Below are 14,302 nucleotides of genomic sequence, written 5' to 3'. Positions count from 1 at the left end.
CCGATGAGAACTGAAATCCAAGTCCCAAGCAACTTGAAGTTTCTAACCATTGTTGAGCAGTGGTTACTCGGTTCCCTGGAAATTGAGCTAGGCGATCGAGTGGATTGGGCCCGCCAGTCGAACCGTCTGCGACTGGTGCTGGCGGAGGCCTATTCCAATGTGGTGCGCCATGCCCACAAGGATCGCCCCCACTTGCCGGTGGAGATGTCGGTGGAGGTGCAGGATCGGGAGCTGGCGATCGAGATTTGGGATCGCGGCCAGGGCTTCAGTTTGGATAATTACCTGCCGCCAGTGCCGGAAGCCAAGCAGGAAAATGGCTATGGCTGGTTGATTTTGAACCGGCTGATGGATCGGGTGGAATATCGGTTGCAGGTGGATGGCAAAAACTGCCTGGTGCTGTTGGCGACGTTGCCCCCTCGGGAAGAGTCCCAATCCAAAAACTAGGTAGGACTACAGGCTATAGGGCTACAGGCCAGTGGACTACAGGTTAGTGGATCGAGCAGTCCGATCGGGTCAGCTATGGGGGCTAGTCTGACTCCTTGATGATCGCCCATGCTCGCCTGCGATCACCCCGGTTGTGGGGCCGATCGCCTAAGCCATCACTTCCGCCATCAGGTCGTCGGCCATTTCAAAGTTGGTGGCGACGCTTTGTACGTCGTCTAAGTCTTCGATCGCGTCCATCATTTTGATCAGGGCTTTGGCTTGATCGCGATCGGTCACGGCGACGGTGTTGGTGGGAAACCAACGAGTTTCCGATTGCCACACCCGAAAGCCACGCGCCTTCAGCACCGATTCCAAATTTTCCAAGTTATCTGGGGCCGTTTTGACTTCAAACCCCACGAGGTCAAATCCCTTTTGGTCTTGGCCAGAGAAGGGATCATAGGATTCTCCTTCCCCCTCGATCGAGGCTTCCAGCAGCGCATCTTCCTCGATCGCCTCGCCCACGATGGTGACTATGCCCTTGTTTTCAAACATCCAACCCACGCAGCCGGTTTCCCCCAGGTTGCCGCCGTTTTTGCTGAAGGCCACGCGCAGGTCAGCAGCGGTGCGGTTGCGGTTATCCGTGAGGGCTTCAATCAGCACGGCCACGCCACCGGGGCCATAGCCCTCATAGCGAATGGCTTCCAGTTCCGCCCCTTCCCCCGCCAGCCGACCGGCTCCCTTGGCGATCGCCCGATCGATGTTGGCATTGGGCACGCCGGCCGCCTTGGCCTTGTCGATCGCTGTCCGCAGTTGGAAATTGCCGGCAGGATCCGCACCGCCGCGCGCCGCCACAATAATTTCCCGCGACAGCTTGGTAAAGACACTGCCGCGCACCGCATCCACCCGGGCCTTTTGGCGTTTAATATTTGCCCATTTACTATGTCCGGCCATAGCTCCAGCTAAATCGATGAAAGATTGAACAAACTCAGGACTAAGATCGGTCTTTGGCGAGACGAATCAAAGATCGCCTTGAAATTTTAAAGGCCGATGCGATCGAACGGGATTAAGTTGCCCAATTTTCTAAACGCTCTTGCCTAAACGCTCTTGTCTAAACGCTCTTGCCTAAACGCTGCTCATTGTTCCACTAGCGCTCACGACGATCAAAAGACCAATGCATAGGATTGCTGCGTTGCCCGGTGGCTGGGAACCGAATACAGAAGGCGTTATTTTTGTTGAGCAAACTCCGGCTCCGATCATTGTTTTGACGGCCAAAGATACGGATATTCAAACGCTGTCGATCGCCCGTCGATCGTTGCCGGAAAATTTTCCAGCCATCCGCGCCACTAACCTCTTGCAACTGCAACAGCAACTGACGATCGATACCTATGCTGAGGACGTTTTGTCGCAAGTGCAGGTGATTGTTTTGCGCTTGTTGGGGGGCCGTGCCTATTGGAGCTATGGGCTAGAGGTGGTGCGAGATCTCGCCGAGCGATCGGGCATTGGGCTGTTGGTTTTGCCCGGAGACGATCGCCCAGATCCTGACTTGGTTTCCCATTCAACGGCTCCCTTAAGTTTGTGTGACCAGATTTGGCGCTATTTGAACGAAGGAGGCGTGGAGAATGTTCAAAATGCGCTCTTGAAATTATCAGATACCTATTTTCAAACGCAATATCAACCTCCCAATCCTCAGCCGATCGAACGTTGGGGCTTTTACCAATATCCTAAAAATAATGCTCTTGAAAGCTCATCAGTTTCTAAACCGATTGGAACCGTTGGAATTGTTGGAATTTTATTTTATCGAGCCTATTATCAAGCGGGAAACTTAGCGGCGATCGATCAACTATGCCATGCCCTGTTGGCGGTGAATTTACAACCAGTGCCCGTCTACGTGGCTTCGTTGCAAGATTCAGATATTCAGGAAGAGGTGGGTTCCGCCTTGGAATCTCAGGCGATCGACCTGTTATTGGCTTCAACGGGATTTGCAATCACTAAGGCCCAATCTACCCTTGGCCAGGCGCAACCCCATTCCCTTTGGCAGCGGTTAAATGTGCCTGTTTTGCAAATTATTTTAAGCAGCGGAACCCAAGATCAATGGGTTGCCAATCAGCAAGGATTATCCCCTCGAGATATGGCAATGCAGGTGGCGCTGCCGGAGGTGGACGGTCGGGTGGCAACTCGGCTGGTGGCTTGCAAATCGGTGCAACAGCGCGATCGGGATTTAGAAACAGAAACGATCGCGCTTGAACCCATTCCCGATCGCTTGGATTTTGTGGCAAAACTGGCGGCTAATTGGGTGAAGTTGCGGCGATCGGCTCCTGGCGATCGCCCGATCGCCATTGTGTTGGCCAATTATCCAAATCGAGATGGGCGCTTGGCCAATGGCGTTGGCTTAGATACGCCCCAAAGTTGTGTTGATTTTCTGTGGGCGTTGGCGCGATCGGGCTATGACTTGGGTGATTTAGAACAATTGCCAACAACCGGTGACCAACTCATTCAGCAACTGACCCAAGGAACGACCAATGATCCTGAGGGCTGGACGGGGCGATCCATTCGCCAACATCTATCATTCACGAACTACCAAATCTGGTTTGAAACCTTGCCGATCGAGGTGCAAGAGGCCATCAATCAGCGCTGGGGATCCCTGACCAACCCGAAACCAGATCATGAACAATGGTTCCCCAAAACGGCGATTGAAAAAGAGCCGGTGATTCCCATTTCAGGGTTGCAATGGGGCAAGGTTTTCGTGGGTATTCAACCGGCCCGAGGATACGATCGGGATCCTAGTTTGAACTATCACGCGCCAGACTTGGAACCCACCCATGAATATTTAGCGTTTTATGAGTGGTTGCGATCGCAATTTGCCGCTCAAGCGATCATCCATTTTGGGAAGCATGGCAATTTAGAATGGTTGCCCGGAAAAGGCATTGCTCTCTCAGAGAATTGTTTCCCGGAAATTGCCCTTGGGCCGGTTCCTCATTTCTATCCATTTATTGTGAATGATCCCGGTGAAGGCTCGCAAGCCAAACGACGGGCCCAAGCGGTAATTTTAGATCACCTAACCCCACCGTTAACTAGGGCAGAACTGTATGGCAATTTGAGCTTAATTGAGGGCCTGATTGATGAATATTATGAAGCACAAAGTTTAGATCCCAAGCGAACTCGGGTGATTGCTCCTAAATTATTGAAACTGATTGAAGATAATCAGCTCGATCGGGATCTCAAAACCAAACTAGGAGCTGCTAATTATTCCTTAACTCAGGAATCAAACTCAGCTCAGACCGTTCTCGAAAACCAATCAGCCATTGAAGATCTGATCGCTGCCCTGGATGGCTATCTTTGCGAACTAAAGGAAGCCCAAATTCGGGATGGCTTGCATATTTTTGGGCATTGTCCCACGGGTGATCAATTGCGTGATTTGACCGTGGCGATCGCCCGTTCTGCCCAAGGCAGCCAAGGGGGACTGACGCGGGCGATCGCCCAAGATTGGCAACTGAGTTTCGATCCCCTCACGGCCGATTGGGGCGATTCGTTGCCGGAGGTCGATCGCTGGCCCCACTTAGCCACCTGCCGCACCTTGGGAGACGCGATCGCCGTTCTGGAAACCCAGGCCAGCGAAGCCGTGGCGGCCCTTATTGCCGATCGCCCCTGGCCGTCCGTGGGATCCCACACGAATCAGGCTTTGGCTTGGGTGCGCGATCGGCTCCTGCCCGCCCTGCGCCAAACTCCCCAGGAAATTGATCGGCTCTTGCAGGGACTTAATGGCGAATTTGTGCCGCCGGGGCCATCGGGGGCCCCCAGCCGGGGCCGCGCGGACGTGTTGCCCACCGGCCGCAATTTCTACTCGGTGGATTTGCGATCCCTGCCCACGGAAAGCGCTTGGGAAGTGGGGCGCAAGGCCGCCAACACCCTGATCGAACGCTATGTTCAGGAAAATGGCGATTATCCAACCACCCTCGGGTTGTCGGTTTGGGGCACTTCCACCATGCGCACCGGAGGCGATGACTTGGCTGAAGCGTTGGCGCTGTTGGGGGTGCGGCCCCGCTGGGACGGGGCGGCGCGGCGGGTAGTGGGTGTGGAGGTGTTGCCCCTGTCCGTGATCGGGCGGCCCAGGGTGGATGTGACCCTGCGAATTTCTGGATTCTTTCGGGATGCCTTCCCCAACCTAATTGAACTGTTCGATCGGGCGGTTTACCTAGTTGCCGCGTTGGATGAAGCCGTTGCCGACAACCCGATCGCCCAGCGCGTGCGTCAGGAAACCGCCCAATGGCAAGCCAGCGGCCTGACCCAGGAGCAGGCCAGCACCCGCGCCCACTACCGCATCTTTGGTTCCAAGCCCGGAGCCTACGGCGCAGGCCTTCAGGGCCTGATTGAGGCTCAAAACTGGCAAAGCGACCAGGACTTGGCCCGGGCCTATCTGAACTGGAGCAGCTATGCCTACAGTTGCGCGGGTCGTTCGGGCCCCGTCAGTGGCGATGCGCCCAGCAATGGCCTGGCGGCCCCAATCGGGCGATCGGCCCCGGAAGCCTTTGAGCAGCGATTACGGGAAATGCAAGTGGTTTTGCAGAACCAAGATAACCGCGAGCATGACCTTTTAGACTCCGACGATTACTATCAATTTCAAGGGGGCTTAACGGCCGCCGTGCGCGTCATTTCCGGGCAACAACCCACCGTCTATTTTGGAGACCATGCGCAACCCGATCGCCCCCGCACCCGATCACTCGCGGAAGAAATTGCCCGAGTGTATCGATCGCGCGTTGTGAACCCCAAATGGATTGCCTCTGCCATGCGCCATGGCTACAAAGGAGCCTTTGAGATGGCCGCCACCCTCGATTATCTGTTTGCCTACGATGCCACGGCCCGCTGTGTCGAAGACTTCATGTATGACGGCGTGGCAGAGGCCTATCTGCTCGATCGCACCGTTCAGGACTTTGTGCGCCAAAAAAATCCCTGGGCCCTGCGGGATATGGCAGAGCGTTTGCTAGAAGCCCATCAACGCGGTTTATGGATCCCTGCCGATCCCCAGCGGTTAGATCAACTGCAAGCGATCGCCCTGGAAGCGGAAGCCGATCTAGAAGCTCGCTCATAGTACGAGGGCGATCGACTGTTGCATCGCCCAAAAAGTCCCATGATTCTTGCTGATCCCTACTATTTTAGGAGTTCCGAATCACCATAAATCTTCATAAAATGCCATATTTTTCTTGAGGCAGAAATTCAATAAAATGAAAATTTTTTGTTAAAATCAAACCCTTGCATCAAATGCTGATTTGAATTTTTGCTGAAAAGTGATTAAAGCAAAAAATAAAATATATGCCAATAACTAAAAAGCGAAACTACGATCCAAATAATGAACTTATTGATGAGTTTATTGATGAATTTAATTGACTACAAAATAATAAGACTTGTTGCTCACAGAATTATCAATAAATATGGCAATTTCTAGACATTAAATTGAAAATCAGAGATGCTAGAGATAATCTTTAATTCAGCATGAAACTTAACAAGCACTTAACTATTTTTTGGTATGACTAAATTCGGCGATCACTAATCATTCTGGGGCTGCCCCTGTTTTGATTTGTAGCGATCCCTCATTAACTCTGGCTGACGCGGCCCGCTTTTTTGATCCCAGCCAGCCTTCAAGGAGCCTAGCCATGTATCACAAAATTTTGATTGCCATTGAAGATCCTTCCGTTGACCATGCTCCTTTTCGTCAGGGGATTGACCTGGCTGAAAAACTAGGCGCATCGGTCATGTTGCTGCATGTGCTGTTTCCCGGCGAAGGCAGCGCCCCCATGCCCCCCGGCGACGATTTATTTTTTGTGCCGGCTTTTCTGCCTGATGATGCTTTGCTGCAGCGCTATCACGAAGCTTGGCAATCCTATATTGACGAAAACCTGAAACAGCTCAAAGTCTTGGCCGATGTGGCCGCGGAACGCCAAATTCCTACCGAGTGGTCTCAAAACCACGGTTCGCCCGGTAAGGTCATTTGTCAGCTTGCCCACACCTGGGAAGCGGATTTGGTGGTAGTGGGGCATCGTCGCCAATCAACCCTGAGTGAGCTATTCATGGGCAGTGTCAGTAACTATGTGCTGCACCATTGTCCCTGTGCGGTTTTGGTGACCCAGGATGTGTCGGAGGAAGCGAACCCCAGCGAACCGGTGGCTAATCCGTAGGCTTTTGCAGCGCCAGAAGAAGCGCGGAACCAGCGCCCGATCGGAACGTTAGGGTTTCGTTGTCTCAGGGGCTTGAATTTTCGACTTCTGCGATCGAGCCAATTTTGGGTTGAAGGTTAGGGTGGGATGGCCAAAATCTGAGCCTTGGTGCAAACATGCGCTAGATTTTGGCCCGCTCCCGATAATTTGCACGGAACAGCGCGATCGGGAATGGAACTAGGTAGTTAGTGCCCATCCTCGCGGTCTATGCTAGGCTCAACAGGAGGTGTTCTGGGGCCATAAGTTTGCCTCATAGCATCGGGCAATTTGCGTTAAGCATTCTCAGCAAACCCTCGATCCGCACGATCAGTCACGATCAGCTCAGTGATCAACTTAGTGTTAGTGATCAACTCAGATCCGCAGCGATTAGGCTTTTCAACCGATCGCGCAGCTCGATAACCCTGGCTAGAGAATACTCAGTTGCTCGATTGGGTCAGTGCCTTGGTGCTGCACTCACTAAGAGAATTGCGATCACCTAGCCCGTCCAATCCGGATCTGCTTGCTCCGGTCTTGTTTGATGTAGGCAATATGGAGATTGCGCTTTCACCCGATTTTCTAGTCCGTTTCTGGGGCGTGCGAGGCAGCATTCCTGCACCGGGCAAGTCCACCGTGCGGTATGGCGGCAACACGTCCTGCGTGGAGTTGTGTGTTGGCGGGCGGCGCTTAATCTTTGATGGCGGTACGGGCCTGCGGTCTTTAGCTGAGTCAATGGCTCCTGGCGAAACGCTGGATGCCTTTCTGTTCTTCACGCATTACCACTGGGATCATATTCAGGGTGTGCCGTTTTTCACGCCCCTGTTCACGTCGGGCAATCGGCTGACGGTATATGGGTGTCAAACGAATACGGGCGAGCCGCTGAAACATCATTTTTGCGATCGAATTCTGAATCCCCATTCCCCAATTCCCGTGGGACAAATCAAGGCAGAGGTCGATTTCTATGACCTAACGGCTGGGGATCAGTTTGTGGTGGATGGGGATATTGAAATTGAGACGGGGCTGCTCAACCATCCCAACGGAGCCATGGGCTACCGGATTACCTGGAATGGAAAAACGGTGGTCTATGCCACGGATACGGAACATTTGCCCGATCGGATGGATGAGCACGTGGTGCAACTGTCTCGTGAGGCAGATGTGCTGATTTACGATGCCATGTACACCGACGAGGAATACAACAACCCCCGATCGTCCAAGGTGGGTTGGGGTCACTCCACTTGGCAAGAGGGAGTCAAGGTGGCGGAAGTGGCGGGCGTAAAGCATCTGGCGGTCTTTCACCACGAGCCAAACCACAGTGATGATTTTCTGGATGAAGTGGAACGGCAATTGAAGGAGCGATCGCCCGATTCTTTCCTGGCTCGTGAAGGGATGGAGTTCAAAATTCCCTGACTCGAAGCAGATCAAGAATTTCAGACGCATCAATCGCATCAATACTGCGCCTGACCCAGCATGACTGAGTCAGGTGCGATCCAACTTGGAAATTGCAACTAAAACCTTAACCGCCGCTGACCGGTGGAATTAAAACCAGTTCATCCCCATCCCGCAGCAGGGTACTATCGGGCACAAACTGAAAGTTAATGCCGAAGCGGGTCATGTTTCGCCAATGTTCCAGGTTGGGGTGTTTTTGGATCATCAGATCGCAAACTTCACCGGCCGTGATGCCAGCAGGCAATTCCCAAATCAGCTCTGATTTGCCGAATGTTTCTTGATAGACGGCAAAAAGTTTGATCGTGATCCGAATTTGGGTGGGGCCGTGGGATTGGGGGTGAATCACCTGGCTTTCGGTGCAAAAGGCTTCAAATTGCCGATCCCAAGGATCCGTGGGTAGCGCGTCCAATAAGGCAAAGTCGAAACATACGCCGATCGTGTGGGTATTGGAGCGCACCTCCGCCAAGAGTCGATCGTAGTATCCTCCCCCGTAGCCTAGCCGATAGCCCAGGCGATCGGCCCCAACGCAGGGGGCCAAAACTAAATCCGCCGCCGTTGGTTCCACCACGGGCGCATCGCTAGCGGGTTCCTGAACCCCATAGGCCCCCGGTTCCAGCGGTTCGCCCGGTTGCCAGCGATGCCAAACCAGCAATTCCCCTTGGCAACGGGGCAACACCCAAATTTTGTTGCGTCCCAACTCCGTTTGCGCCAAGGGCAAAATATCCGGCTCCAAACGATGGCTCACATAGGCAAAAATCACCTGTGCCGTTTGCCACTCTGGGAGGGACTGGATCCGATCGCGCAGGGCCGTGCTGAGGTTGTGCCATTTGTTTTGCGGCATAACCTGGCGTTGCAGTAACAGCGCTCTACGTAGCGGCTTTTTTTCTGGATTGGGACGATACATGGCAGAGCGGACCCAATGCAAGCGCGGGTCTTCGATGGTAACCCAATTACCGGGCCCGAATCATGGGAATCAGTGGGTAATTCAGGAAGATTAACGGAGATGGCTAGAAGCTGCCGCTGATTAACCCTGGTCAACTTGGAGAGGGTTAATCAAGGGCTGGAGTTGGCGGCCTATCCTGGAAAAAAACAAGCGGCAAAGGGTGGCGCGTTGGCCATGAAGCGCGATCGATTCTTGCGGTTAATGCTGGGTGGTGCGGCCGGTGCTAGTTTGGTGAGTTGCGGTCAGGGATGGGGGCTGAATGCTCAACAATCGTCATCCAAACAAGTCCCATCACCACAATCTCCATCAATGACAGGGCTAACGCAGGCTGAATCGTCCCGCCGGGTCTTGATTATTGGGGCGGGAATTGCCGGGTTGGCCGCGGCCCGTCAGTTGCGATCGCGCGGGTGGGATCCGGTGGTGCTGGAGGGGCGCGATCGGGTTGGGGGGCGTTTGTGGTCTTTGCGACCCTCGGCCCTGAAGGGGGTGGCGCTGGACTTGGGAGCCAGTTGGATCCATGGCATCCAAGGCAACCCGATCGCCGCCTTGGCTCAGCAGTGGCAAATTCCCACCGTGGCCACGGATGTGGAAAATCAGTGGCTCTATGACTGGGAGAGCCGGTTAGTGGATGATGCCCGGCACGATCGCCTAGAGCAGGTGTTAGGGCAGGTGTTGGCTCAACAGAACCGGTTGCGAGAAAAGCGTTCCACCGATCGCCCGCTGTTGGCGGACTTGCAAGCCTTGGTTCAGCGGGCTAACCTCACGGCCGACGATGAACGGGCGGTGTGGATGTTGCTGAAGGGGTCGATCGAGCATGAATATGCTGGATCGATGGCGGAGCTATCGGCCAATGAGTGGGATGCGGGTGACGGTTTTGAGGGGGCAGATGTGCTGTTCCCCACCGGCTACGACTCGATCGCCCGTCGCCTATCCAGTGGTTTGACATTGCAGCTCAACCAGATGGTGCGCCGAATTGAGCATGATCAGCAGGGAGTCAAAATCACCACCGATCGCGGTGAATGGGTTGGGATCGCGGCCGTGGTGACCTTGCCGATCGGGGTGTTGCAGTCGGGTCAAGTGACCTTTGCCCCGGCCCTACCCGACACCCACCAAAGCGCCATCAATCGACTGGGAATGGGCATTTTGAACAAAATCTATTTAGAATTCCCTCGCTCCTTTTGGCCCTCAGAGCCAGATTGGATCGGGTTTGTTTCCGATCCGCCGGGTCTGTGGAATGAGTGGGTGAATTTCCAGCGGGTCAGCGATCGCCCCATTTTGTTGGGGTTTAATGCGGCGCAACAGGGCCGCGAGCTGGAAGCTCTCAGCGACGGGCAACAGGCCGCCAGTGCCCTTAAGGCTCTGCGACGAATGTTTGGCCCCAAAATTCCTGACCCAACGGCGGTTTGGGTGACTCGTTGGGGTCGCGATCCCTTTGCGGGCGGCTCCTATTCCTTCCTGCGAGTGGGGGCCACCCTGAGCGATCGCGGTCAACTGACCAAACCCGTGGCCGATCGCCTGTTTTTTGCTGGGGAAGCCACCTCTCGCAATCATGCGGCCACGGTTCACGGAGCCTATCGATCGGGTCAACGGGCTGCGGATCAGATCATGGCAATTCATCACGCTTCTGCCTAGGTTCTGCCTAGCAATTCACGGCCCTGAATCTGAATTGGTTAAATTGCGAGAGCCTTTGGCTGGCTTTCATCCCGATTTCTTTGTGCTTGGGTATGGCTTTCGGAATTAAGGGAAGGCCGAATTCATTAAAATTCGGTGTCAAGAAAATCTGGTGTGAATCAAATGGAACGCTGGTTTTTAGGTGGGGCTGGATTTTTAGGAGCAATGGCGGTGGCGGCTGGGGCCTTCGGTAGCCATGTGTTAGCGGAAAAACTGAGCGATCGCGCCTTGGCGATTTTTGAAACGGCTGCCCGCTATCAACTCATCCATGCGCTGCTGTTGGGTATGGTTGCGGTGGCGATGGGCGCGATGCCCAAACCCGTGGCCCCGAGCCTCCCGATCGCCGGGGTGTCTGCCCTGCTGGGGATGATGCTGTTCAGTGGCAGCCTTTACGCCCTCAGTTTCGGCGCGCCCAAAATTTTGGGTGTCATTACCCCGATCGGGGGCGTGGGTCTCATTGTCAGTTGGCTCGCGTTTGGGCTGGCAGCTTTCCAGGGCGCAAAACCGTAGCCACAAGTAGGGAAATTTCGCCCCGATCGCCCAATTGCCCTTGCCCGATCGCCCGCCAATCGCGATAGAATACAGGAGCATTCAACGATGGCTATCTACTCCCATAGCAGCCAGCTCAAGAGCACCTAGGAACAAATTAATTGGGAATGCACTAATTAATGCCTTGATTCCTGAAAGCTCAACTTAGTTTGCTGTTGCCCTCCTGGAATGGCCGTTGCCAAACCTAACCTGGGGCGATCGCAACCCTAAGAACGCTGGAAAACACTGCTAACACCACGGGGCTGTCACGGTTTCGACGTGCTGGGAACAGGTACTGAGTGATGCAGGCCGAGAGCGGGCTAACTCTCGTAAATCAATGGCTCAAAAAAGTAGATGCGAACAACATCGTTCCTTTCGCTCGCAAGACTGTGGCTGTTGCCTAAGTTTTGTAACACCTCTAACTAGACGGTTGAGCACTCGCTGTCCGACTCCGTTAAGGTCACCGAGTTTAACCCCAACGGATGCGCTGTCCGGTCTTCTTCGGTTGGCCTGCTAGCAAAGACTTTAATCGAGGCATCCTACCGCTAGGGATTAAGTAGCGGTTCCCGTCTCAAGGGTCAGCGAGACTAAGCCTGTGAATGAACAAGGTATAACTACTTGGTGCGGACGATGGGTTCGACTCCCTCCAGCTCCACTCCGTTACGGTTAATCACTGATCGCTAATCAGAAACTAGTGATCTAAAAGCTGGTGATCTGGTTAACAAGACAACGAATTAACTCACTCAAAACCCGACTTGGCATCGCGCTAGGTCGGGTTTTGCTTTTGTTCAATCAAATGGTTTAAACCGATGCTCTGAACCTAGTGGCCGTCGCCATCATTACCGCTATCGCTGTGGCTGTCACTATCGCTGACCATATCGCCCCAATCATCATCATCGGCGGCTTGGTTTGCTGTTTCGGGATTGCTGCTGGTTGCTTCGGTGGGCGCTGGTTCGGTGGAGTCTGGTTCCGTAGACTCGATCGCCTCAGATTCCGTAGACTCGATCGCCTCAGGCTCAGTAGGGTCGCTTGCGATCGGCTCAGATTCCGTAGATTCGATCGCCTCAGGAGACTCGCTCTCCTCAACAGCCGCCGAATCCGTCACCCATTCAGGGGTATCCAATGGCTCAGCCGTATTCACTGGCTCTGTGGCATCCAGTGGCTCGAGATCACCAGGAATCGGGGAATTCTCTGGGGCGATCGCGGCGGCTTCTTCCTGGGGTGCATTGGTGGCTGCTGGAGGGGCCGGGGGCGTTGCTGACTCTGGTTCAGGAACCTTGGCGGGCGCGACCACTGGAGCATTTTCCAAATCCGGTAAGACTTTGGTGAGCCGGACACTGAGGCGCAGGAAGCTGCTGGGAACGTTGCCAACGGGAAAAGGCTCGATCGCGCTGAAGGCGGTCTGCGGAGTGAGCAATACCCACAAAGACACGAGGGCGACGGTGAGCAGCAGGCTGCCCAAAAGCGCCCCCAACCACACCACCAACAGCCCGATCGCCCGTTGATCCAGAGGGGCAATTTCCGCCGCCAAGGGGGAGAGTTGATCCAGCCGTTGCAAAGCCCAAAGCACCAAAAGGGACGCAACCAGCGCGATCGCCTTGGTTTCCCAGCCGGCCCAGCGTTGCAAAATTCGTTGCTGCGTTTCGTTGAGGCGATCGGCCCGCAGGCTCACCAGCAAAACCGAAAAGGGATAAAACGGGCGCAACCACTGCATGGCCACAATCGGAGCAGTTCCCAACAGCCCCACCAACAGCCAGTCCCAGCCACCCGGCAGCAGAGGATCCCCCGCCGCCAACCCCAGTAAACACAACTCCGCACAGAGGGGCAGCGCTGCCAACCCCGCCAAATGCACCCAAAGATACGGATCGCGTTTTGGCCCCTGCACGATCGACCTCCTTCCCTCTCTGTTTGGTTTGTTCTGCGTGTTAGTTGCTCAGCCGGTTGCATGAAAGCCGGTTGAATGAAAGCCAGTTGAATCAAGGCCGGTTTAATTAAGGCCGGTTCAAGTAAGGCTAGTCCAGTCCAAATTTGTTGGGCTACGGCCGGTTGAATGACGGCTTGTTTAATCAAAGTTCATTCATCAAAGTTCATTCATGGACAACCCGATCGGCCCTGCTTCTTCGGCTAAGGCGCTATCCAACGGCTGGGCAAGCTTTGTAACCAGCATAGACGCTTTCTGCTCGGTCTCCTTGTCGGCAAAAAAGCGTGCTGACATGCGCTGGTAATGGTCGCAGAGGTTGGTTTTTTGGCGGGCAAAGTCCACGATCGGGCTGGAATAGGGTGGCTCAATGAAATTCCCGATGTGACCGTAGGCTGTGGCATCCAGCGTAGTTGGGCGATCGCCCATAAAAAAGGGCTTATCGGCCAGAAAATTCGAAAGGGCCTGCAAATCTGCCGTAATGAGTTGATATAAATCAGCGTCACTCAGTCGGCCCAGGCCCTGTTGCGTCATCTGTTGCAGAATGCTTTGGCGAAATTTCTCCGCAAAGGCCACGCTCTGGGCCTTGCTCCAATGACTGGGAACCAGGGTCAAGACTAAGTTTTGGTAGTCTTGCCAGTTTTCTTCATCGCGGTAGCGAATCGCAATTCCACCCCAGTAGAGATGTTCCTTAATCAGGCGACGAAAAGCTAAGGCGATCGCGCGATCGGCCTGGCTCAAACCGGCTTCTAAATCAACACCTTGGGTTTGGCGAAAGCGCTCAATAATTAACGCTGTGTCACCCCATTTTTGCCCTGCTTCTTCAATAAAAGGAATTTTGCCATAGGGGGCCTGAGCCAGATCCTGGGCAGTGGCTAAGGCTGTTTGGTAGGGCAACTCGGCAATGCGTAACCAAGTTTCCAATTCCATGCAAGCCGGACTGACGCTAGCCAGCCCCCAACGTGATGGAGCAGTGTAGAGCGTAATCATTCAAAGCAATCAAAAACAGCAAAAATAATCAGCAGGTTCAGAATGGCTCAATGACGATCCAGAACCACCTTGGGTTTCGGTTTCCCCACTGTACTATTCCGTCAGTTTTAACAGACCTGACGCGATCGGGTTGTGATGCCAGACAAAAGAATCAGCCCCGATTAGCACATGGTTGGTGACTAGTCGGGGCTGATCAAA

Annotated in this window: 10 protein-coding genes and 1 other RNA gene; 7 read left to right on the top strand and 4 right to left on the bottom strand. The window is 54.2% G+C overall.

The window, feature by feature from the left end; genetic code table 11:
- Window positions 1–3: 3 nt before the first annotated feature.
- Window positions 4–444, top strand: coding sequence for an ATP-binding protein (locus VPK24_RS17120; RefSeq protein WP_099534557.1), 441 nt, complete (start codon window positions 4–6; stop codon window positions 442–444).
- Between the two features lie 147 nt (window positions 445–591).
- Here VPK24_RS17120 and VPK24_RS17115 read toward each other — a convergent pair whose 3' ends face one another.
- Window positions 592–1,374, bottom strand: coding sequence for a YebC/PmpR family DNA-binding transcriptional regulator (locus VPK24_RS17115; protein WP_393015189.1), 783 nt, complete (start codon window positions 1,372–1,374; stop codon window positions 592–594).
- 220 nt (window positions 1,375–1,594) lie between these two features.
- Here VPK24_RS17115 and cobN point away from each other — a divergent pair, with 220 nt between their 5' ends.
- The 3 genes from cobN to VPK24_RS17100 all read left to right on the top strand — a co-directional run bounded on the left by cobN (window position 1,595) and on the right by VPK24_RS17100 (window position 8,015).
- A complete protein-coding gene (gene cobN / locus VPK24_RS17110) occupies window positions 1,595–5,509 on the top strand; it encodes a cobaltochelatase subunit CobN (RefSeq protein ID WP_393015187.1) in 3,915 nt (1,304 codons plus the stop codon).
- A 562-nt stretch (window positions 5,510–6,071) separates the two neighbouring features.
- On the top strand, window positions 6,072–6,593 hold the full coding sequence (locus tag VPK24_RS17105) for a universal stress protein (protein WP_393015186.1): 522 nt from the start codon (window positions 6,072–6,074) through the stop codon (window positions 6,591–6,593).
- A 567-nt stretch (window positions 6,594–7,160) separates the two neighbouring features.
- Complete coding sequence (locus VPK24_RS17100; RefSeq protein WP_393015184.1) at window positions 7,161–8,015, top strand: MBL fold metallo-hydrolase; 855 nt, start codon at window positions 7,161–7,163, stop codon at window positions 8,013–8,015.
- A gap of 106 nt (window positions 8,016–8,121) precedes the next feature.
- On the opposite strand, the gene VPK24_RS17095 is transcribed toward VPK24_RS17100, so the two are convergent.
- Window positions 8,122–8,958, bottom strand: a complete 837-nt coding sequence (locus tag VPK24_RS17095) for a 5-formyltetrahydrofolate cyclo-ligase (protein WP_393015182.1) — start codon at window positions 8,956–8,958, stop codon at window positions 8,122–8,124.
- A gap of 135 nt (window positions 8,959–9,093) precedes the next feature.
- Between VPK24_RS17095 and VPK24_RS17090 the strand changes: the two genes are divergently transcribed.
- The 3 genes from VPK24_RS17090 (at window position 9,094) to ssrA (ending at window position 11,854) form a co-directional block, all read left to right on the top strand.
- The gene (locus VPK24_RS17090; protein ID WP_393015180.1) at window positions 9,094–10,629 is read left to right on the top strand and encodes a flavin monoamine oxidase family protein; all 1,536 of its coding nucleotides are present in this window, start codon (window positions 9,094–9,096) and stop codon (window positions 10,627–10,629) included.
- Between the two features lie 162 nt (window positions 10,630–10,791).
- Window positions 10,792–11,178: a DUF423 domain-containing protein gene (locus VPK24_RS17085; RefSeq protein ID WP_393015179.1), complete on the top strand. Its 387-nt coding sequence runs from the start codon at window positions 10,792–10,794 to the stop codon at window positions 11,176–11,178.
- A 277-nt stretch (window positions 11,179–11,455) separates the two neighbouring features.
- Window positions 11,456–11,854: a transfer-messenger RNA gene (gene ssrA / locus VPK24_RS17080) on the top strand.
- Between the two features lie 162 nt (window positions 11,855–12,016).
- Here the strand turns inward: ssrA and VPK24_RS17075 are convergent.
- Complete coding sequence (locus VPK24_RS17075) at window positions 12,017–13,081, bottom strand: low-complexity tail membrane protein (protein ID WP_393015177.1); 1,065 nt, start codon at window positions 13,079–13,081, stop codon at window positions 12,017–12,019.
- Window positions 13,082–13,276: 195 nt separating this feature from the next.
- Window positions 13,277–14,104 carry a glutathione S-transferase family protein gene (locus VPK24_RS17070; protein ID WP_393015175.1) on the bottom strand — a complete coding sequence of 276 codons (828 nt, stop codon included), beginning with the start codon at window positions 14,102–14,104 and terminating at the stop codon, window positions 13,277–13,279.
- Window positions 14,105–14,302: the final 198 nt, after the last annotated feature.

Source organism: Limnothrix redekei LRLZ20PSL1 (assembly GCF_043235035.1).
In the GTDB taxonomy this organism is placed as follows: Bacteria; Cyanobacteriota; Cyanobacteriia; order CACIAM-69d; family CACIAM-69d; genus CACIAM-69d.
The sequence above is the reverse complement of the archived record's forward strand: the minus strand, read 5'-3'. Positions and strand labels throughout refer to the sequence as shown.

Coding starts and splice junctions, on each gene's coding strand:
- VPK24_RS17120 (WP_099534557.1), top strand. CDS start 4: ATGAGAACTGAAATCCAAGTCCCAAGCAACTTGAAGTTTCTAACCATT.
- VPK24_RS17115 (WP_393015189.1), bottom strand. CDS start 1,374: ATGGCCGGACATAGTAAATGGGCAAATATTAAACGCCAAAAGGCCCGG.
- cobN (WP_393015187.1), top strand. CDS start 1,595: ATGCATAGGATTGCTGCGTTGCCCGGTGGCTGGGAACCGAATACAGAA.
- VPK24_RS17105 (WP_393015186.1), top strand. CDS start 6,072: ATGTATCACAAAATTTTGATTGCCATTGAAGATCCTTCCGTTGACCAT.
- VPK24_RS17100 (WP_393015184.1), top strand. CDS start 7,161: ATGGAGATTGCGCTTTCACCCGATTTTCTAGTCCGTTTCTGGGGCGTG.
- VPK24_RS17095 (WP_393015182.1), bottom strand. CDS start 8,958: ATGTATCGTCCCAATCCAGAAAAAAAGCCGCTACGTAGAGCGCTGTTA.
- VPK24_RS17085 (WP_393015179.1), top strand. CDS start 10,792: ATGGAACGCTGGTTTTTAGGTGGGGCTGGATTTTTAGGAGCAATGGCG.
- VPK24_RS17070 (WP_393015175.1), bottom strand. CDS start 14,104: ATGATTACGCTCTACACTGCTCCATCACGTTGGGGGCTGGCTAGCGTC.